General features: G+C 68.4%; 20 protein-coding genes. 9 read left to right on the top strand and 11 right to left on the bottom strand.

The window, feature by feature from the left end; genetic code table 11:
• Position 1: 1 nt before the first annotated feature.
• Entirely contained in the window at positions 2–1,012 is a 1,011-nt protein-coding gene (locus A5702_RS01555; protein ID WP_055402256.1) for an NADP-dependent oxidoreductase, read from the bottom strand.
• A gap of 61 nt (positions 1,013–1,073) precedes the next feature.
• Here A5702_RS01555 and A5702_RS01550 point away from each other — a divergent pair, with 61 nt between their 5' ends.
• Positions 1,074–1,730 (top strand): hypothetical protein, encoded by a 657-nt coding sequence (locus tag A5702_RS01550; protein WP_231633787.1) that lies wholly within the window; start codon positions 1,074–1,076, stop codon positions 1,728–1,730.
• A 29-nt stretch (positions 1,731–1,759) separates the two neighbouring features.
• Complete coding sequence (locus tag A5702_RS01545; protein WP_067818257.1) at positions 1,760–2,605, top strand: SAM-dependent methyltransferase; 846 nt, start codon at positions 1,760–1,762, stop codon at positions 2,603–2,605.
• A 6-nt stretch (positions 2,606–2,611) separates the two neighbouring features.
• On the opposite strand, the gene A5702_RS01540 is transcribed toward A5702_RS01545, so the two are convergent.
• Positions 2,612–3,448 carry a family 16 glycosylhydrolase gene (locus A5702_RS01540; RefSeq protein ID WP_067818259.1) on the bottom strand — a complete coding sequence of 279 codons (837 nt, stop codon included), beginning with the start codon at positions 3,446–3,448 and terminating at the stop codon, positions 2,612–2,614.
• A gap of 257 nt (positions 3,449–3,705) precedes the next feature.
• On the opposite strand from A5702_RS01540, the gene A5702_RS26100 reads away from it, so the two are divergent.
• Positions 3,706–3,912, top strand: coding sequence for a hypothetical protein (locus A5702_RS26100; protein ID WP_156349501.1), 207 nt, complete (start codon positions 3,706–3,708; stop codon positions 3,910–3,912).
• A 131-nt stretch (positions 3,913–4,043) separates the two neighbouring features.
• Here A5702_RS26100 and A5702_RS01535 read toward each other — a convergent pair whose 3' ends face one another.
• Positions 4,044–4,715, bottom strand: coding sequence for a cutinase family protein (locus tag A5702_RS01535; protein WP_197506476.1), 672 nt, complete (start codon positions 4,713–4,715; stop codon positions 4,044–4,046).
• Positions 4,716–4,835: 120 nt separating this feature from the next.
• On the opposite strand from A5702_RS01535, the gene A5702_RS01530 reads away from it, so the two are divergent.
• Complete coding sequence (locus A5702_RS01530; protein WP_068217638.1) at positions 4,836–5,501, top strand: class I SAM-dependent methyltransferase; 666 nt, start codon at positions 4,836–4,838, stop codon at positions 5,499–5,501.
• Positions 5,502–5,535: 34 nt separating this feature from the next.
• Here the strand turns inward: A5702_RS01530 and A5702_RS01525 are convergent, their stop codons facing one another.
• Genes A5702_RS01525 through A5702_RS01510 form a run of 4 tightly spaced genes read right to left on the bottom strand, consistent with a single transcriptional unit; the run spans position 5,536 to position 8,984 of the window.
• Positions 5,536–5,925: an ester cyclase gene (locus A5702_RS01525; RefSeq protein ID WP_197499747.1), complete on the bottom strand. Its 390-nt coding sequence runs from the start codon at positions 5,923–5,925 to the stop codon at positions 5,536–5,538.
• On the bottom strand, positions 5,922–6,998 hold the full coding sequence (locus A5702_RS01520; protein WP_068217635.1) for a prenyltransferase: 1,077 nt from the start codon (positions 6,996–6,998) through the stop codon (positions 5,922–5,924). Before A5702_RS01520 ends, A5702_RS01525 begins: the two co-directional genes overlap by 4 nt.
• Positions 6,985–7,737 (bottom strand): class I SAM-dependent methyltransferase, encoded by a 753-nt coding sequence (locus A5702_RS01515; protein WP_055402241.1) that lies wholly within the window; start codon positions 7,735–7,737, stop codon positions 6,985–6,987. Before A5702_RS01515 ends, A5702_RS01520 begins: the two co-directional genes overlap by 14 nt.
• A complete protein-coding gene (locus A5702_RS01510) occupies positions 7,731–8,984 on the bottom strand; it encodes a glycosyltransferase family 4 protein (RefSeq protein WP_067818270.1) in 1,254 nt (417 codons plus the stop codon). Before A5702_RS01510 ends, A5702_RS01515 begins: the two co-directional genes overlap by 7 nt.
• Before the next feature lie 290 nt (positions 8,985–9,274).
• On the opposite strand from A5702_RS01510, the gene A5702_RS01505 reads away from it, so the two are divergent.
• The 3 genes from A5702_RS01505 to A5702_RS01495 all read left to right on the top strand — a co-directional run bounded on the left by A5702_RS01505 (position 9,275) and on the right by A5702_RS01495 (position 12,463).
• The gene (locus A5702_RS01505) at positions 9,275–10,828 is read left to right on the top strand and encodes a GMC family oxidoreductase (protein ID WP_068217632.1); all 1,554 of its coding nucleotides are present in this window, start codon (positions 9,275–9,277) and stop codon (positions 10,826–10,828) included.
• A gap of 168 nt (positions 10,829–10,996) precedes the next feature.
• Positions 10,997–11,656, top strand: coding sequence for a DUF1906 domain-containing protein (locus A5702_RS01500; RefSeq protein WP_197281189.1), 660 nt, complete (start codon positions 10,997–10,999; stop codon positions 11,654–11,656).
• Between the two features lie 69 nt (positions 11,657–11,725).
• Complete coding sequence (locus A5702_RS01495) at positions 11,726–12,463, top strand: glycerophosphodiester phosphodiesterase family protein (RefSeq protein WP_082955907.1); 738 nt, start codon at positions 11,726–11,728, stop codon at positions 12,461–12,463.
• Between the two features lie 61 nt (positions 12,464–12,524).
• On the opposite strand, the gene katG is transcribed toward A5702_RS01495, so the two are convergent.
• From katG to A5702_RS01480, 3 genes are all read right to left on the bottom strand, one after another.
• Positions 12,525–14,651, bottom strand: coding sequence for a catalase/peroxidase HPI (gene katG / locus A5702_RS01490; RefSeq protein WP_231964964.1), 2,127 nt, complete (start codon positions 14,649–14,651; stop codon positions 12,525–12,527).
• A 96-nt stretch (positions 14,652–14,747) separates the two neighbouring features.
• Positions 14,748–15,188 (bottom strand): Fur family transcriptional regulator, encoded by a 441-nt coding sequence (locus tag A5702_RS01485; RefSeq protein WP_055399182.1) that lies wholly within the window; start codon positions 15,186–15,188, stop codon positions 14,748–14,750.
• A gap of 84 nt (positions 15,189–15,272) precedes the next feature.
• Positions 15,273–16,529 carry an Ig-like domain-containing protein gene (locus A5702_RS01480; RefSeq protein ID WP_055399184.1) on the bottom strand — a complete coding sequence of 419 codons (1,257 nt, stop codon included), beginning with the start codon at positions 16,527–16,529 and terminating at the stop codon, positions 15,273–15,275.
• Positions 16,530–16,660: 131 nt separating this feature from the next.
• Here A5702_RS01480 and A5702_RS01475 point away from each other — a divergent pair, with 131 nt between their 5' ends.
• On the top strand, positions 16,661–17,485 hold the full coding sequence (locus A5702_RS01475) for a hypothetical protein (RefSeq protein ID WP_068217624.1): 825 nt from the start codon (positions 16,661–16,663) through the stop codon (positions 17,483–17,485).
• A 59-nt stretch (positions 17,486–17,544) separates the two neighbouring features.
• Positions 17,545–19,050: an FAD-dependent oxidoreductase gene (locus tag A5702_RS01470; RefSeq protein WP_197506474.1), complete on the top strand. Its 1,506-nt coding sequence runs from the start codon at positions 17,545–17,547 to the stop codon at positions 19,048–19,050.
• A 5-nt stretch (positions 19,051–19,055) separates the two neighbouring features.
• Here the strand turns inward: A5702_RS01470 and A5702_RS01465 are convergent, their stop codons facing one another.
• Entirely contained in the window at positions 19,056–20,099 is a 1,044-nt protein-coding gene (locus A5702_RS01465) for a bifunctional 2-polyprenyl-6-hydroxyphenol methylase/3-demethylubiquinol 3-O-methyltransferase UbiG (RefSeq protein WP_068217618.1), read from the bottom strand.
• Positions 20,100–20,102 lie beyond the last annotated feature (3 nt).

The raw sequence follows: 20,102 nt of genomic DNA, 5'->3' as shown, positions 1-20,102 counted from the left end.
CTCAGCCGAGCTTGACCACCAGCTTGCCGACGTTCTTGCCGTCGAACAGCATGTTGATCGCCGTCGGCAGCTGCTCGAATCCCTCGACGACGGTCTCGAGCGGCTTGAGCTTTCCCGCCCCGATCAGGCCGGCGATCTCGCCGATCGCCTCGGGCGCGCGCCCGAAGTGGTCGAGGACGATGAAGCCCTGCACGGTGGCGCGCTGGATGAGCAGGTTCCCGAACGCGCGCGGACCGGGCGGTGGGTCCTCGGCGTTGTAGCCGGAGATCAGGCCGCACAGCGCGACGCGTGCGCCGATGTTGAGGCGCGCGAAGATTGCGTCCATCAGGTCGCCGCCGACGTTCTCGAAGTCGACGTCGATGCCGTTGGGTGTCGCCGCGGCCAGCTGCGCGGCCCAATCGTCGGCGCGGTGGTCGACGGCCGCGTCGAAGCCCAGCTGATCGGTGAGCAACGCACACTTCTCGGGACCCCCGGCGATCCCGACGACGCGGGCGCCGGCCGCCTTGGCGAGCTGCCCGGCGACGGAGCCCACCGCGCCGGCCGCCGCGGAGACGACGACGGTCTCGCCGGGCCGGGGCTTGCCGATGTCGCGGATCCCGATCCACGCGGTAAGCCCGGTCATCCCGAGGGCGCCGAGGTAGGCGCTCGGCGACATGCCAGGTGCCACTTCCACCGGGTTGACCATCGCGGTGTCCGTGAGCACCGCGTACTCCTGCCAGCCGAGGAGTCCTTGCACCTGCTGTCCGACCTGGTAGGCGGGGCTCTTGGACGCGACCACCTCGCCGATCCCCGCGGCGCGCATGACCTCGCCGAGCCCAACCGGGGGCAGGTAGGTCGGGGTGTCGTTGATCCACATGCGGTTCGTCGGGTCGAGCGAGATCCAGTCGACGCGCACCAGCGCCTCGCCGTCGCCGAGCTCGGGGATCGCCTCTTCGGTCAGTTCGAAAGTGTCGGGGCCGATGCGGCCGGTGGGGCGTTCGCGAAGCAGGAAACGACGGTTTCGATCGGTCATATGCGCACCGTACCCTTCAACAAAGGGCCCGCCGGACGGAAGGTTTTGTGCGGTGAACGTTATGTCGCGAGTGGTCGCTGTCCCCGTCGCCGCGCTGACGATCGTGGCGCTCTCGCCGCCCGGGTCGGCCACCGCGGACCCGCCGCCCACCCAGCAGATCACCGTCATGGCCGTGGGGCCCGACGGGCAACCGATCAACGGCTACCGGGAGACGCCGCCGGAGGGCAACGTCGTCACGGTCACCTGCGACACGGCGTCGCCGTCGGCGGTGGACGACAACGTGTACTCCTGCTCGCCGAGTGCGGCCGGGGCCGGCACGTGTTGGCCGTCGACGCCCGGATCACTGCTGTGCGTCGACGATCCGTGGGAGAGGCAACTGCATCGGGTGAAATACGGGGGTTCGCTCCCGCCGGTGCAGCCGACCGCGAGCCCGGACCCCTTCGCGCTGACCCTCGACGACGGCACGCGGTGCCGGCTGCGCAACGGCGGCGCCTGGGGCCTGCGCGCCGACGGGTATGAGGGCATCTACTGGTGCGGCGCCGGCAACCCCGAGGTGCTGTGGCTGCCCAGCCAGGGCCCGGGGACGTGCATCGACCGCTCCGCGCCGGCGTGGACCGTCAAGGTTGGCCAGCTCGGCGCACCCGGTGCCGTCTTCCCACCGCCGCAGACCCGCACGGTGACCGAGGCGTGGTTCGCCGGGGGCAAGGCCGGCCAATAGGCCGGCCGGGGTGCTGCTATAACGCAGGTATGTCCACCCCCAGGCACACCATCACCCATGTTTCGGATACGGCCCGCTGGACGGCGTTGCACCGGGCGACCGAATCGGCCCGCCCGGACGCGCTGTTCAGCGACCCGCTAGCCGAGCGGCTCGCCGGCGAACACGGCCGCGAGATCGTCGCCAACGTCCCGCGGTCGACGCGCAACGGCTGGTGGCTCGTCGCGCGGACCAAGCTCATCGACGACGCGCTCGCCGACGCTATCGCCGGCGGCTGCGATCGGGTGCTCAATTTGGCCGCCGGCCTCGACACCCGCCCGTATCGGCTCGACCTTCCGGCCGAATTCACCTGGGTGGAGGCGGATCTGCCGGACTTGCTCGCCGAGAAGACGCAACTGCTCGCCGATGAGACGCCGCGGTGCCGGCTGACCCGGATGGCCGTCGACCTGGCCGAACCCGCGGCCCGCGACGCCTTCCTCGACGAGGCCCTGCGCGGGGCCAGCAAGGCGCTGGTGCTGACCGAGGGGCTGCTGATGTACCTGGAGGCAAGCGACGTCGCCGCGCTCTCCGCGGCGATCAAGCGGCCCGAGGTCGCGTGGTGGATGCTCGACTTCGCCGGCCCGGGGCTGAAGAAGCTGATGAACAAGAAGATGGCCGGCATGATGCAGAACGCGCCCTTCAAGTTCGCGCCGGAGAACGGTTTGGCCTACTTCGAAGGCCTGGGCTGGCGCACCGTGGAGGTGCAGGCGCTGTATCTCGCCGCTTACCGGTTTCACCGCCTGCCGCTATGGATGCGCCCGCTGGCCTGGCTGCCCCAGCCCGACCCGCGGCACCCGGGCGGCAGGGCCTGGAGCGCGACCGCCCTGCTCACGCACTGAGCGCGCTTACCAGACGCGGATCCAGTCGACGAGCATGTCCGCCGGGTAGCTGCCCGGCCCCGGGTCGCCGCCACCGGAACCCGCCACCGCCAGATTGAACACCGGATAGACCGTGTAGCCCGGCCCGTTGAACGGCCAATCCGGCAGCGAGCTGGCCGGCACGTCGAAGTACGGCTGGGCCCCGTCGGTGTAGTCCTTCCAGAACCGGATGCCGGCCGCGTCCCATTGGGTGCGCCAGGTGTGCCAGCCACTGTCCATCGCGATGTTGTGGGTCTTCCATTCGCCGCCGTTGGCCTTGGCGTGGACGGTGGTGGCCGAGGGCCAGCTGCCGTTGCCGTACCACTCCATGACGTCGATCTCGCCCTGGTCGTCGTTGCCGAGCCAGTAGGCCGGCCAGGCGCCCGCCGTCAGGCAGTTGAGCTTGATGCGGGCTTCCCAGGTATGGCCGACGCCACCCCGCCAAAGGCTTTGGACCTTGCCGCTGTAGTAGGTGGGGCCGTCCTTGGCGGCGCGCAGCACCAGGTTGGAGTTGCCGTCGAGGAAGACGTTGCGCCGGTCGTCCCGGTACTGCCCGATGTGCTCGGGCAGCTCCCAATACGTCGGGTCTTTGATCGTCTCGCGGGCCTTGGCGATCGCCCATTTCGAGGCATCGGGCGCCGAGCCGGCGGGGCCGTCGAATTCGTCCTGGAAAATGTAGGTTCCGGTTTGGCCGCTGGGCGCGGCGGGCGGGGGTGCGGTGCCGCGCCCCGAGGGGTGCGCCCCGGCTTCCGGCGCAGGCAGCGCGGCTGCCAGCACGCCGATCCCGGTCGTCAACATCATGCGGCGGCGGTCCATCTTCGGCATAGGCAAGGGACCATAGCAGCACGGCGTGTGCGAAGCCGAAACGGGAAATGTGTCGGTGGCCCCCGATAAAGTTTCGGATCGCCGGCGGGCCAGCACGGACGGCGGCGCGACGGTGGCCGAGCATTAGCCGAAATTCATGGCTAATTCTCAACTAGTTGGATGGTTTGGTCTCAGGATCGGCCGGGCATCCTTGAGATCACGAGCCGATAACCACTAGTCGTAGCTTTTGCCGGTGGCAGTGAGAGGAGTTAACGATCGTGGCTAATACAACGGGAGCGAACGTTATTTTCCTCCAGTCCCACCCGGTGTGGACCGCGGCCCAGCGGCACGAACGCGAACGCAGCGAGGCGATGCGCCGCCATCCGGCCTTCCTGGCCCGCCAGCATGCCGCGGCGGTCGGCGGCGAGGTCATTCCGCTTGTCCGCGACTTCAAGCTGTACTCGAGCACCAACACCCCGGCCTGAATTCCGCGCGCAAACCGCGCAATAACCGGCCAGTTGGGTCCGCAAACGAAGTATTGGGCACCGAAAACGATCCGATAACTCGGAATCTCATTGCTGTCGACCGACCTTAACTACTCTTACCGCCGGATCGCTCAGAGCTTGCCGGCGACGAAATCGGCGGCCTGGTTGGCCATGCCCGCGTCGATGTACGCGCCGGCCAGGTGTTGAGGCCAATTCGCTTTCCATGTGTTGGGGTCCGCCGGGTTGCAGATGGGATCGGCGCCGTGGCACAGCTCGATGGTCCGGTCGTTGTAGATCGGGCTGAAGTTCGTAATCGGGCCCACCCACTGGCTGCCGTTGCCGAACAACGCGACGGCCGCGATGTGCTGATCGGTTCCCGGGGGCAGCGGGCTGTCGAAACCGAACGCGCCGATGGGCGCGGCGAGCACGACGTCGGTGACCGCCGCGCCGAGCGAGTAACCACCCAGTACCAGGCGGGTGGCGGGGCAGTTGGTGACCATGTCCTGAACGTGGTGGCTCATGTCGTTGGCGCCCTGGGCCACCTCGGTGTCGGCGGGGTAGTTCACGGCATACACGCCGATGTTCTTGTTGACCTTGGATCGCAGCGCGCTGATGAACGCGTTGCCCAGCGTTCCCACTCCGGGCGATTCCATCCGGCCACGGGCGAACACCACCTGCACCGGAGGGCAACCGGCAGCCGCGGCCGGCCCGGCGGCGCCCGGCGTGCCGGGCGGGAGGATCGCGGCGGTCAGCGTCAGCGCCGCCACGGCGAGGACGGCGTTGACACATCTACGAACAGGCAGGGCACGCACAGCACGATGGTAAAACGGTCCCGCTCCGGCCGCTGGGCAACGGATGGAGACCCCTCGATGCACGGCCGACCACCGTGCCGGCTGCGGCGGGGCAGGCGATAGGTTCGGCTGATGAGTCACGCCGATGCCAGTGCGCCCGAGCGCTTGTTCGCGCTGGCCGAGCAGGTGCGGGGTTTCCTGCCCGCCGACGAGGGGCGCGCGCTGTACGACGCCGCGCTGCGGTATCTCGACGGCGGCGTCGGTGTCGAGATCGGCACCTATTGCGGCAAATCGACCCTGTTGCTCGGCGCGGCGGCCCAACAGACCGCCGGCGTGCTGTACACGATCGACCACCACCACGGCTCCGAGGAACATCAGGCCGGCTGGGAGTACCACGACGCCTCGCTGGTCGACGAGGTCACGGGCCTGTTCGACACGCTGCCGGCGTTTCGCCACACCCTCGACGCCGCGGGGCTCGACGACCACGTCGTCGCGGTCGTGGGCAAGTCCCCGGTCGTGGCCTCCGGGTGGCGGTCGCCGCTGCGGTTTCTGTTCATCGACGGCGGCCACAGCGAGGCCGCCGCCAACCAGGACTTCGACGGATGGGCCAAATGGGTGGCGGTCGGCGGCGGGCTGGCCATCCACGATGTTTTCCCCGACCCAAAGGACGGCGGCCGGCCGCCGTACTACATCTACTGTCGCGCAATCGATTCCGGCCAGTTCCGGGAGGTCTCGGCCACCGGCTCGCTCCGCGTGCTCGAACGGGTCAGCGGTACGCCGGGGGAACCCATCCCATAGGAGTCATCCCGCGCGGTGTCACCGCGTTTTCGCCTCAACCGATCTGACTCAGCACCGCGCCCATGTCGGCGAGATCCCACACCTCGGCGAACTTGCCGTCTTCCACCCGATAGATGGTGAACTCGGAGATGGCCACCCGCCGACCCGTGGCCGGGATGCCCTGAAAGGTGTCCCGGTGGGTACCGGTGACCGAGAAGTGCAGCGCGATCAGGTTCCCGTCGATGGCCAGATGCCGTAATTCCCAATGCCAATCGGGAAAGGCCGACACGAGCGGCGCGAACTGCGCCGCGACGGCAGTCGGCTCCATGGGGGCGTCGTTGACCTTGATGGTCGGTGCATAGAAGGTCGTCATTCGTTCGAAGTCGTGCGAGTTACACGCATCGAGATACGACAGATAAAGCGTGCGCAGCGCATCGGTACTCACCGGCCGGGCCCGGCGGCGACGCATTCGCAGTCGAAGTCCGTCTGCAGGCCCAGCGGCAACCCGTGGCCGCGAAAGATCCCGGCGCCCGCGGTGGTGTTCGACAGTGCGTCGGCGGCCAAAATCATCGCCGCCCCGGTCCACGTCGTGCGCTCCTCGGGCCACCGCTTCCCGTCCGCGAACACCAATCCCGTCCAGTAGGAGCCGTCCTCCTCACGGAGATGCTGCATCGCGCCGAACTGCCGGTGGGCGGCCGGCCGTTGGCCGATGGCCTCCAGCGCCATCACCAACTCGCATGTCTCGGCGCCGGTCACCCAGGGGCGGTCGGCGACGCAACGAATGCCCAACCCGCCGACCACGAAGTCGTCCCAGCGCTGCCTGATTCGCGCGGCCGCCTCCGGCCCGCGCAGGGCGCTGCCGAGGATCGGGTAGTACCAGTCCATCGAGTAGCGGTCCTTCTCGGTGAACGCCTCCGGGTGCGCGGCTATCGCGTGCCCGAGCCGCCCGAGCGCGAGCTCCCACTCGGGCTGGGGGTCGTCCACCAGCCCGGCCAACGCCAGGGCGCACCGGATGCTGTGATACACGCTCGCGCAACCCGTCAGCAGCGCTTCCGTCAGCGGGCCGGCTTCGCTTCGCGCCCAACCGATCTCGCCATAGCCAACCTGCAAGTCGATGACGAAGTCGATCGCCTTGCGCACCACCGGCCACATCATTGCGGCGAAGAACCGGTCGCCGGTGACGAGGACGTGGTGCCAGACGCCGGTGGCGATGTAGGCGCAGAAGTTGCTGTCGCTGTTGGCGTCCTCGATGACGCCGGCGCGGAGCTGGATGGGCCACGATCCGTCGGGGCGCTGGGTGCGGCGGCTCCAGTCGAACGCGGCGCGCGCCGGTTCCAGCAGCCCGGCGGCGGTCAGCGCCATCGCGCACTCGACGTGATCCCACGGATCGGTGTGGCCATCCTCGGACCACGGGATGGCCCCCGAGGGTTCCTGGGTGGCTGCGATCGATTGTGCGGTCTGACGGCATTGCTCGGGGGTGAGGACACCCGCTACCGCTGGGGGGTTAACCCGACGCAACTGAATATCCCACAGTCGCTTGGCTTTCGGTTTGTTTGACGAAGTACATCGCGACGCTCTTGCCGACCAACGGATTGAGCAGCGACTCGGCCAGCTGGGTGATTTTCGGCCGCTGCATCAGGTCCCACACCAAGAGCTTGTGGTACGCCGACACCGCGCGGTGATCGGTGTTCGACACCCCCACAGCGCATTTCAGCCACCAGAACGGCGAGTGCAAGGCGTGCGCGTGGTGGGCATGCGTTATTTCCATGCCGCCGCCAACGATTTTGGCGCGCAAATCGCTGGCCCGGTAGATGCGCACGTGGCCGCCCTCGTTGCTGTGGTATTCGTCGGACAGCAGCCAGCACAATCGCTCCGGAAGCCACCGCGGCACGCTGACCGCCAGGGTGCCGCCGACCTTGAGCACCCTGATCAGTTCGGCGATGGCGGCGTCGTCGTGCGGTATGTGCTCCAGGATTTCCGACGCGATCACGCAGTCGAACGTCTCGTCGGCGTACGGCAACTTCAGCGCGTCACCGAGCACCACCTTCGCCGACGCCCCGGCCGGGGCTTCGCCGGTCTCCGCCATCGCGCGCAGAATGGCATCCACCGAACGCAATTCGGCCGCATCCTGGTCGAATGCCACCACGTCGGCGCCGCGTCGGTACGCCTCGAACGCATGCCGGCCCGCCCCGCACCCCACGTCGATGACCTTGGTGGCCGGCCCGATCCCCAGCCGGTCGAAATCCACGGTCAGCATTGGGCGGCACCTTTGGCGGCGTTGCGTGCGATCGCCCGCTCGTACACCCGGACGGTCTGCGCCGCCACGGCTTCCCAGCTGAACACGTTGACCGCGCGGGTTCGCCCCGCCTTGCCCAGGCTCCGCCGCTTCTCCGGCGAATCCAGCAGGTCGCCGAGCGCGCGGGTCAGCGCATCGACGTCGGCGGGCGGCACCAGCTCGGCGCACGCGCCGTCGGTGCCGAGGACTTCCGGCAACGCGCCGACCCGGCTCGCCACGATCGGCGTGCCGCTGGCCATGGCCTCCACCGCGGGCAACGAAAACCCTTCGTACAGCGACGGAATGCACGCGACCTCTGCCGACGCGAACAGCGCGGCGAGCTCGGCGTCGGAGAGCCCACTGGTGATGTGCACGATGTCGGAGATGCCGAGCTCGGCGATCAGTTTGTGGGTGGGGCCGTTGGGTTCCACCTTGGCGACGAGGCGCAGCTCGAGATCCCTGCTGGTGCGCAGCCGGGCAATCGCCTGCAACAGCGTGCGCACGCCCTTGAGCGGCGTATCGGCGCTGGCGATCGCGATGATCCGCCCGGGCTGCCGAGCCAGCGAGCCGGGCTTGAACAGTTCGGTGTTCACGCCCAGCGGCACCACGTGTAGTTGCTCCCGCGCAACGCCGAAGTCGCTGACGATGTCCGCGGCCGACGACGACGAAACCGTCAGCAGGTCCGGGATCTGGCGCGCCACTTGCTGCTGCATCGCCAGGAATCCATACCAGCGCTGCACCAACGGCTTTCGCCACCACCGCGCGGCGGCCAGGTCGAGCACTCGGTCGCGGGTGATGGGATGGTGCACCGTGGCCACCACCGGCAGTCCCGCTTCGGCGATGGTGAGCAGTCCGGTGCCCAGGCTCTGATTGTCATGGACGACGTCGAAATCGGCCGTCCGGCCGGCCAGCGCCCGGGCGGCGCGCATGGTGAACGTCCGCGGTTCGGGGAACCCCGCGGTCCACGTGGTGAGCAGTTCCAACAGGTCGATCGAGTCGCGGATCTCGCTGGGCCGCGGCACGCGGAAGGGGTCGGGCTCGCGGTAGAGATCCAGGCTCGGCACCTTCGTCAGCCGCACCCGCGGATCGAGCAGGTCGGGGTAGGGCTGGCCGGAGAACACCTCGACGTCGTGACCGAGTTCGACCAATCCATGGCTGAGATGGCGCACGTAGACGCCCTGTCCGCCGCAATGGGTCTTACTACGGTAGGACAGCAGGGCAATTCGCATACTCAACTCTTCTTTGCTGGTGAATGACCGCGGAACAGCGCCGAACCCATCGCGGTCAACGGACTCCCGAGCTCCGTGACAGCAAACTGGACATGTGTCCAGACTATAGTTCGATCGCCTAATCGAGCGCAACGAGCTCGGACGTCACCGGACACCGGGTAAACGTTCTGACGGAAATCCGGCACTTAAGGATCATGCCATTCGGTCCAGAGTGCGAGTTGAACCGTTCGGCCCGCCCTCGCGTAGTACTGGGTACACAAAACCATACTCAGCTGGAGGTGAGGGCAGCCGTGGCTGCTGTATTGAAATCGCGTTACGACGTCATCGTGTGTGGTGCCGGGTCCTCGGGATCGGTGATCGCCGCCCGGCTGGCGGAAAACCCCGATGTCAATGTGCTGCTGCTGGAAGCGGGCGGCTCCGACGACCTGCCCGCCGTGAACGAGGCGAGCGAGTGGCCGTCCAATCTGGGGAGTGACCGCGACTGGGGTTTCGCGGCCGAACCCGACCCTCGGCTGCACGGGCGCTCCATCCCGTTTTCGATGGGCAAGGTGCTCGGCGGCGGGTCGAGCATCAATTTGATGGTTTGGTCGCGCGGCCACCGCGGGGACTGGGACCACTTCGCCGCCGAGTCCGGCGAGCCGGCCTGGGCATACGAGCAGGTGTTGCAGCTGTACCGGCAACTCGAGGACTGGCAGGGCACCGGCGAGCCGGATCATCGGGGCAGGGGCGGGCCGGTGTTCGTCGAGCCGGCTTCCGAGATGCATCCGCTCGCACCCGCGGTACTCGACGCGGCGCGCTCTTATGGCATCCCCACCTACCAGAGTCCGAACGGCCGCATGATGGAAAACGCACGCGGCGCCGCCATCGCCGACCTGCGCAGCCGCAACGGCAAGCGCGAATCCGTGTTCCGCACCTACGCCGGCCCGCGGATGGGGCAGCCGAACTTAACGGTGGTGCCGCACGCCCTGGTCACCCGCGTGATCCTGCAGGGTGACCGGGCGGCCGGCGTCGAAGTCGGCTATGCGGGCGCAATTCGTCACGTCGCCGCCGAGGCGGAGGTGGTGTTGTCACTCGGGGCGATCCACACCCCCAAGGTGCTGATGCAGTCGGGCATAGGCGACGGGGAGGAGTTGCGGCGTGTCGGAATCACGGTCCGCCGGCACTTGCCCGGGGTCGGCCGCAATTTCCAGGATCATTTCGGGTTCGACTGCGTGTGGGAGTTTCCGGACCGGGAGCAGGTCAGCACCCAGGTCGGGGCGACCATGTTCTGGGACTCGGGGGCGGCCAACGGCCAGAGCCCCGACCTCTTCGCCTGCTTGGGGCCCTTCCCGAAGGCGACGCCGGAGAACGCCGCGAGATACGGCCTGCCGGCTAACAGTTGGATCCTCTTCGGTTCCCCGACGCACCCCACAAGCCGCGGCCGGCTGCGGTTGTCGGGCCCGAACGCGGCCGACCCGATCCGCATTGAAGCGAACGCGCTCTCGAACGGCGACGACCTCAAAACCGCGATCGCCTGCGTCGAAACGCTGCGCGAGATCGGCAATTCGCCCGAACTGCGGCCCTTCGTCGCGCGCGAAGTCATGCCGGGCGACCTCTCGGGCACCGAGCTCGACGAATATCTGCGCTATGCCGTAACCACGTATTGGCACGAGTCTGGGACGGCGAAGATGGGGCGCGACCCCATGTCGGTGGTCGACGGACGCCTAAAGGTATACGGCACCCGAAACCTGCGCGTCGCCGACGCATCGGTCATGCCGCGGATCACGAGTGGCAACACCATGGCCCCGTGTGTGGTGATCGGAGAACGCGCCGCCCAGTTCATCAAGGCCGAGCATCGGTTCTGAGCTGTTTGTTACCATCGCGCGGTGCAGGGTTCGGCTGCATCAGGCGAATGCGGCGGGCGGCGATCGGTGTCGCGACGCGACGTCCTTCGGCTCGCCGCTGCGCCGGCGTTCCTCGGCTTCGCAACGCTGGCCGCTGGCCCGGCGGGGCCCAAGGCGTCCGCCGCGGACATGCGGCTCATCGATTTCGCCGAGCGCCGCATCGCGCCGGACGAGATCAAATCGGCGGGCTATGGCGGTGTGGTGAACTACGTGTCGTTGTCGCGGCCGGGCGCGAATTTCGAGGCGAAGCCAATCACCCGCGAATACGCGGACGCGCTGCGCGCGGCGGGCCTGCAAATCGTCAGCAACTTTCAGTACGGCAAGCCCGGCTGGCCCGATCCCTCGGACTGCACACGCGGTTATGACGGTGGCGTGGCGGATGCGCAGAGCGCCCTGCGGCTGCACGGCGCGGCCGGTGGCCCGTCCTCGGCCCCGATCTTCTTCAGCATCGACGACGACATCGACGTCAACACCTGGAATAGCGTTGCGGTCCAATGGTTCCGGGGCATCAATTCGGTGCTGGGCGTCGGCCGCACCGGCATCTACGGGCACGCCGCCGCGTGCGGCTGGGCGATCCGCGACGGCGTCATCGGCAGCTCGACAACCCCCGGGCACCGGTGGGCGTGGCAGACCAGATCGTGGTCGCATGGTGACCGCGAGCCCGCGGCGGTGCTCTACCAGTCCGTCGTCAACAGCCCGGCCAACCCCAGCCCGGTCCTCGGCGGGATCAACGTGGACATCGACGACGTTTTGGCGCCCGACTTCGGTCAGTGGGATCTGGCTCGGTGAGCCGTGCGTGCAGCCAGGCAACCGCGCGAACCGACACTGCAGTACCTGCGCGACGCCGGACGAATCGCCATGGCGCACAGGGGTTTCACCGCCTTCCGATTGCCGATGAACAGCATGGGCGCGTTTCACGAGGCGGCGAAGCTCGGGCTTCGATACATTGAGACCGACGTCCGGGCAACCCGCGACGGCGTCGCGGTGATCCTGCACGACCGCACGTTCCGATCGGAATCGGGCGAATCGGGCGCCATCGACCGGTGTTACTGGCGCGACGTCCGCCGGCTGAATCTCGGTGCGGGGGAGGCGATCCCCACCCTCGAAGAACTGCTTTCCGCGCTGCCGGACATGCGCGTCAACATCGATATCAAAGCGGCGTCGGCCATCGTGCCCACCGTCGAGGTCGTCGAACGGATGAACGCGCATGACCGGGTGCTGATCACGTCGTTTTCCGATCGTCGGCGACGGCGCGCGCTGAGTCTGCTGTCGAAACGGGTCGCCAGTTCGGCCGGCACGAGCGCGTTCCTGGCACTGCTGGCGGCGAGGACGCCGGTAGCCCGCGCGTATGCCTGGCAGATGCTGCGCGACAGCGACTGCCTGCAGCTGCCGCCCCGGCTGGGCCGCGTACCGATCATCACGCCCGGACTGGTCAGGGCCCTGCATGCGGCGGGACTTCAGGTGCACGCGTGGACCGTGGACGACCCGAACACCATGCACGCACTTTGCGATATCGGTGTCGACGGCATCATCACGGATCGCGCGGACGTCCTGCGCGACGTCCTCATCGCGCGAAACGAATGGCGGCCGCGTTAGCGCGCGGCACCTCCGCGAGCCGAGGGCCCGCGGAGGTGCCGGATTGCGCTACCGCGTGGTCTTACTTCAGGTCGAACCGATCGCTGTTCATGACCTTGACCCAGGCCGCGACGAAGTCCTCGACGAACTTGCCCTTGTTGTCGTCCTGGGCGTAGACCTCGGCCAACCCGCGTAGCACCGAATTCGACCCGAACACAAGGTCATTCGCGGTCGCGGTCCACTTGATCGCGCCGGAGGCCCGGTCGCGGCCCTCGTAGACGTTCTCGGCGGTTTCCGACGGCTTCCACTCCGTGCCCATGTCGAGCAGGTTGACGAAGAAGTCGTTGGTCAACGCGCCCGGCCGGTCGGTGAAGACGCCGTGCTTGGCGCCGCCGTGGTTGGCGTTCAGGGCGCGCAGCCCGCCGATCAGCACCGTCGTCTCCGGGGCGGTCACGCCCAGCAGGTACGCCCGCTCCATCAGCAGGTGTTCCAGCGGCGCCTTCTCGCCCGGCCGGATGTAGTTGCGGAAGCCGTCGGCCCGCGGTTCGAGCACCGCGAACGACTCCACGTCGGTGTTCTCCTGCGAGGCGTCGGTCCGCCCGGGCGCGAAGTGCACGGAGATCTCGTAGCCGGCGTCCTTGGCCGCCTTCTCGACCGCCGCGGACCCCGCCAGCACGATCAGGTCGGCCAGCGAGATCTTCTTGCCGCCGGATGCCGAGCCGTTGAAGTCCTGCTGGATCTTCTCCAGCACCGGCAGCACCTTGTCCAGCTCCGAGGGCTCGTTGCACTCCCAGTTGCGCTGCGGCTCCAGGCGCAGCCGCGCCCCGTTGGCGCCACCGCGCTTGTCGGTGTTGCGGTAGCTGCCCGCCGCCGACCAGGCCGTCTTCACCAGTTGCGGAACCGACAGCCCCGACTCGAGCACCTTGCCCTTCAGCGCCGCGATGTCCTGCTCGTCGACCAGTTCGTGGTCGACCGCCGGCACCGGGTCCTGCCACAGCTGCGGCTCGGCAACCCAGGGTCCGAGGTAGCGGCTGATCGGGCCCATGTCGCGATGCAGGAGCTTGTACCAGGCCTTGGCGAACGCCTCGGTCAGCTCCTCCGGGTGGTCCAGCCACCGCCGCGTGATGTCGCGATAGATCGGCGACTCGCGCATCGAGATGTCGGTGACCAGCATCGTCGGCGCGCGGCCGGGGCCGCCGAACGGGTCGGGAATGGTGCCCGCGCCCGCGCCATCCTTGGCGACGAACTGCCACGCATCGCCGGGGCTCTTCTGGAGCTCCCACTCGTAGCCGTACAGCGTCTCCAGGAAGGTGTTGTCCCACTTCGTCGGGGTGGGCGTCCAGACCACCTCCAGGCCGCTGGTGATGGCGTCCTTGCCGACCCCGGTGCCGTACGAGCTCTTCCAGCCCAGCCCCTGCTGTTCGATCGGGGCGGCCTCCGGCTCCGGGCCGACCAGGTCACCGCTGCCGGCGCCGTGGGTCTTGCCGAAGCTGTGCCCACCGACAATCAGCGCGGCGGTCTCCTCGTCGTTCATCGCCATGCGGCCGAACGTCTCCCGGATGTCGATCGCCGCGGCGATCGGGTCCGGCTTGCCCTCGGGGCCCTCGGGGTTCACGTAGATCAGCCCCATGGTGGTCGCCCCGTAGGGCTGGGCGAGGTCACGCTCGCCGGAGTAGCGCTTGTCGGTGCCCAGCCAGGTGTCCTCCTCGCCCCACAGGATCTCCTCGGGCTCCCAGACGTCCTCGCGGCCGAAGGCGAAGCCAAACGTCTTGAATCCCATGGACTCCAGCGCGCAGTTACCGGCGAAGATGATCAGGTCGGCCCAGGAGATCCTGTTGCCGTACTTCTTCTTGACCGGCCACAGCAGCCGGCGGGCCTTGTCCAGGCTCACGTTGTCCGGCCAGCTGTTCAGCGGGGCGAACCGCTGCATGCCCTGGCCGCCGCCACCCCGGCCGTCGAAGATGCGGTAGGTGCCGGCCGCGTGCCAGCTCATCCGGATGAACAGGCCGCCGTAGTGGCCGTAGTCGGCGGGCCACCAGTCCTGCGAGGTGGTCATCACGTCGATGACGTCTCGCTTGAGCGCCTCGACGTCGAGCTTGGCGAACTCCTCGGCGTAGTTCCAGTCTGCGCCGTACGGGGTCGATTTCGGATTGTGCGGCTGCAGCATCGAGGGGTCGACCTGGTCGGGCCACCAGTCCCGGTTCGTCAGGGGCGCATTCGATTTCGGTGTCGGCGCCGAGATTGTGGGGTTTTCGCTTTCGCTCACAGCGTTCCTTTCGGGGTGGTGGATAAATGGGGCTGCGATCTAGGAACCAGCAGTCGAACAGTCGGGGCACACGCCCCAGTAGATGACCTCGGCCTCGTCCAGGACGAAGCCGTCGAGGACGTTGTCTACGTCCGCCGGGGTGAGGCAGGGCGCCTCGCCGACCGCGCAGTCGATGTCGGCGATCACTCCGCAGGATCGGCAGACGACGTGGTGGTGGTTGTCGCCGACGCGTGACTCGTAGCGGGCGACCGAACCCGAAGGCTGGATGCGGCGGATCAATCCGACCGTGCTCAGCGCGTTGAGGACGTCGTATACGGCCTGGCGGGAGACATCCGGCAGGCCGACGCGCACCGCCGAGAAGATGGTTTCCGTGTCGGAATGCGGGTGGGCGTCCACCGCCTCCAGCACCGCGACCCTGGGACGGGTCACCCGGAGATCGGCCATCCGCAATCGTTCCGCGTAATCGGCCGTCGATGACACCGCACCAATATGACGCACTTATCTGGAACGAGTCAAGACTTTACTGTGAAGTGGGGCACAACTTCCGGCGACGAATGAGCTGCGTCACGTCGGCTTCAGGGCGCTGCCCTTGCGCCAGTCGTCCCAGCTGAGCGTCCAGTCGCCGTTCTGCGCCAGCGTCAGCGGCGGGCCGCCGCTGTTGCGGACCTCGACCACGTCGCCGGGCACCGAGAAATCGTAGAACCATTTCGCGTTGTCGGCGTTGAGGTTCAGGCAGCCGTGCGACGTGTCCTGATGCCCCTGGGCCCACACCGTGGCGTCCAGCTCGTGCAGGTAGATGCCGTCGGTGCTGATCTTGGTGGCCCAGTTGATCGTCTCCCGATACCCGAGGCGCGAATTTTTGGGCAACCCGAACGTCGAAGAATCCATCACCACCGGGTTGCCCTTGTCCAGGACGGTGTAGACGCCCGGTGGCGTCCACAGCGAGATGCTCTTGCCGCCGACGTTCTCGGTGCCGCCCATCCCCATCGAGGTCGGCATCGTGCGCACCAGGGCGCCGTTGTTGAAGACGCTCACTTGATGGGTCGCGTCGTCCGCGATCGAGACGTGCGCGTCGCCGATCCGGAACGACACCTTGGCGTCGTCTTGGCCGAATAGGCCGTCGCCCAACGCGATTCCGTAGATCTTGGCTTCGGCGGTGACGGTGGTGCCGGGCGCGTAGTAGTGCTCCGGCCGCCAGTGGGCGGTTTGGCCGTCCACCCAGTACCACGACCCCTGCACCTTGGGGTCGGTGGTCACCGCCAGGTGCCGCTCGGCCTCGGCCCGGTCGGCGATCTGCTCGTCGAAGTGGGCCACGACCACCGTGCCGACGCCGTAGGTGCCGCCGTCTTTGAGGGCGGCCTCCGCCGTGGTGGTGAACGAAACCTTGGTCTGGTTGGACGGCTTCAGCGTCGAGAACGACGAAACTTGCGTCGCCGCAACACCGTTGGGGCCGCGGCTGGTGACCGTCAGAGTATACGTGCGGCCGTAGCCCAGGGGGACCGTGGGCTTCCATACGGTGTTGTCCGGGGTCATGACGCCCTGCACGGGCTTGCCGCTCTCGTTGACCATGCGGACCTCGGTCAACGTCCCCGTGTCGGCCTTGACCATGACGTGGGCTACCGGATCGATGTCACGCGCGTCGGGGCCGGGCGTGATCGTGACGTGCGCGGGCCCCGGGGTGTTTGACGAGGCACTGCGGTGACCGCAGCCGGCAAGCGATGCCGCGACGACGACGACCGCCAGCACGGCGAGCAGTATCCGGCGGGCGCTGCGGTCCCGGAAGATCCGGCGGACGGGCCGATCGCTGGTCGTGGGCATCATTGAGCTGACGGATCCTTGCGTTCTGTTAGCTGCCGGGGCGCGCTCGCCGCCGGCGGGACGATGTTGTCCATCAGGTGCCACGGACGTGCGGTTTCTAAACCGACGGGCCACGGCGCGGGGATCATGGCCTCATGGCCGACGACGAACTCGACAGTCTGTATTGGGCGGCGCCGAAGGATTTCACCGGGGAGCGCACCCGATTGGCCGCCGCGGCCAAGCGCCGCGGGGACGACGCCGCCGCCAAGCGGATCTCCGCGGCCAACAAGCCGACCACCGCGGCATGGGTCGTCAACCGGCTCGCCCTCGCGCACGGGGACACCCGACAACGGCTCGCGGACCTGGGCGACGAACTGCGCGCCGCACACGCCGCGATGGACGGCGCGCGCATTCGGGACTTGTCCGCCGAGCAGCATCGGCTCATCGGGGAGCTCACGCGGGCAGCGCTCGAGGCGGCCGACATCAGCCGGCCGTCCGCGGCGGTGCGCGACGACATCACTAGCACGCTGCAAGCGGCGATCGCCGACCCTGATGTCCGGCGGCGACTCGGCCGGCTGGCCCGGCCCGAGCAGTGGTCGGGTTTCGGCGATTTCGGGGGCGCGGCCCCGGTGTCGGCGGGCAGCGCCCGGACCGCGAAGGCGACGGCGCCGGCGGCGAAATCGGGGGTGCAACCCGCCAAGCCGTCCGCGCGCGACGCGACCGCGCGGCGGCGGCCCGAAAAGCTGACCGCCGCCGTGGCCGCCGCCGAGCGCAAGAAGGCCGACGCCGACGCCGAGCTGTCGGAGCGCCTGGCCGAGCGCGACACCGCCCGCAAGCGCCGTGACGACGCGCTCGCGGCCCTGCGCACGGCCGAACGCGACGCCGACCGCGCCGAGGCGAAGTACGACAAGGCCCAGCAAGCCAGCCGCGCCGCCGCGGATTTGGTTGCGGAGGCGAAAGCGCAGTTGAAGCGGGCGTGACGGCGGCGACCGCGCCGCCGCGGTGTTTCCCCGGGTTCGGGAGGGGTATTAGCCCACGCGTGACGTCTTTATGGTTGGCCAATCGGGCCGAACAGCCTTGGGCCGCAAGCCAGCTTGACGAGTGCTCCCATTCCGCGGACGTGATCGTCGTCGGCGCCGGCATCACCGGGCTGATGACGGCGGTCCTGTTGGCCCGCGCGGGCAAGGATGTGTTGGTGCTCGAGGCGCGCACCGTCGGTGCCTGCGCCACCGGCAACACCACCGCGAAGATCAGCCTGCTGCAAAGCACCCACCTGTCGAAGATCCTGCCCAGGCATGGCCGGGAATTGGCGCGCGCCTATGTGGACGGGAACCGCGAGGGCCAGGACTGGGTGATCGATTACTGCGAGTCCCATGACATACCGGTGCAGCGCGAGGACGCCTACACCTATGCCCAATCCGCCAAGGGAGTGCCGTCCACACGCCTGGAACTCAAGGCGTGCCAAGCGGTCGGGCTGCCCGCCGTCTGGGACGACGAGGCCGCCGTGCCGTTCCCGTACCACGGCGGGGTCCGGCTCGGCGACCAGGCGCAGTTCGATCCGATGTTGTTCCTGGACGCGCTGGCCAAGGAACTGCTCGACCGGGGCGGCCGACTGGTCGAGCACACGCGGGTCCGGCGGGTGTCCAGCCGGGGCGGACGGGTGCGCGTGCACGTCAACGACGCGGCGCAGCAAGACGTCGAGCTGCAAGCCGGGCAACTGGTGCTCGCCACCGGTATCCCGATCCTGGATCGCGGCGGGTATTTCGCACGCGTGAAGCCGAGCCGGTCCTACTGCATGGCCTTCAAGGTTCCCGGCGACATCACCAGGCCGATGATGATCTCCAGCGACTCGCCGACCCGTTCGGTGCGCTACGCCCCCGTCGCGGACGGGGAGCTGCTGATCGTCGGCGGGGGCGGCCACACCGTGGGCCGCAAGAAGAGCCCGACCCAGGCGCTCGAGGAACTGGCGTCATGGACCCGCAAGCACTACCCGGGTGCCAAGCAGACGCATTTCTGGTCCGCACAGGACTACACGCCGATCGATCAGCTGCCCTACGTCGGGCCCATCCTGCCGAACACCGAAACCATCTTCGTCGCAACGGGATTCAACAAGTGGGGGATGACCAACGGCGCGGCCGCCGCGTTGGCGCTGTCGAGCCGCATCCTGGGTGGCCGGATGGACTGGGCCAGAGCGTTCGCCAGCTGGAGCCCCCACGAGTTGACGGGGCTGCCGACGGCCATGCAAGCCAACCTCGAAGTGGGCTTCGATCTGGCCAAGGGCTGGATCACCCCGCTGCTGCGCACCGGCAAGCGGAGCCCCGGCCCGGACGAGGGCGGCGTGGTGAGCGGGCCGCCGTGGCGGCTGGAGGCGCGCTGCCGTGTCGACGGCACCGAGCACCGCGTCTCGCCGGTGTGCCCGCATCTCGGCGGGATCGTGAACTGGAACGACGCCGACAAGGCGTGGGAGTGCCCACTGCACGGGTCGCGTTTCGCGCCGGACGGCACCCTGCTGGAGGGGCCGGCCACCCGCGATCTGACGGCCTGAGGCGGTCAGCCGGCCTTTCGGTAGACGAGCCAGCGCAACTCGATCGGCGAGTGCTCGCGTTGCACGTCGAACACGTCGAGGCCGCTGGCCCACCCCTCGAACCAACCCGTGGGTGGCCAGGCGCCCTCGGGCAGGTGCGCCTTCTCGTATTCGTACGCCGAATCGTCGGCGACCAGCTCGAGCGGCAGCCCGGACACCGCGCTCGCCAGCTGATCGCGCGTGTAGATCATCGTGTTGCACTGCTGGCCGAGTTCCACCGCGGACGCGTCGGGGACGTAGCCTTCCCGGGGCAGGAAGGCGTTGAACACCAGGCGGCCCCCGGCGGCCAGGCAGTCGGCGGCGAGTTCGAACACGCCCCGCAACTCGTGGGTGGTCCGAAAGTCGGGCACCACTTCGGCGAGCACCATCAGCTGGTATTCGTCGTGGACGCTTTCCATCGCGGTGAAGACATCGCTCTGGATCACGCGCACGCCCAGCGATTCGCTCTGGGCCTCCGAGCGCATGATGTCGGCGAGCTTCGCCGCCATCTCGACCGCGTCCACCGGGTGGCCGCGGCGGGCCAGGGCCAGGGCGTTGCGTCCGGTTCCCGCTCCGACGTCCAACACGCGGTGGGCCGTCGGGTCGACCGCCTCGGCAGCCAACGCCAGCACCCGCGCGTCGGGCTCGGTGCCGAACAGCGGCGGCGGACGCACGGCCACCCATTCGTCGTAGTCGGCCTCGACCGTCCGCCATTCGGCTTTGACGCGGATGTTCACGCTCGTCCCGAAGGAGGAGTTGAACGAGATGAGGATGTCCGAACGGGGAGAGGCCTTGAAACCCTTCGCCAGCTCCGCCGCCAGCGCGGTCCTGAGCTGGGCGGATTGTTCCGGCGTGTGCCAGACGCCCAGGGTGGCGCAGATGTTGCCGCACAACAGGACGTACTCGTCGAGCATGCTGGGCACGGCCGGCACCCGGATGTGACCCTCGGACGACGAACGGCGATACAACCGCCTGACCATCGCTTCATGCAGCATCGACGGATCGAAAGGGCTGGGCGGCGGATCTTGCACCAG

The organism is Mycobacterium sp. E3339 (genome assembly GCF_001666915.1).
Classification (GTDB): domain Bacteria; phylum Actinomycetota; class Actinomycetes; order Mycobacteriales; family Mycobacteriaceae; genus Mycobacterium.
The sequence above is the reverse complement of the archived record's forward strand: the minus strand, read 5'-3'. Positions and strand labels throughout refer to the sequence as shown.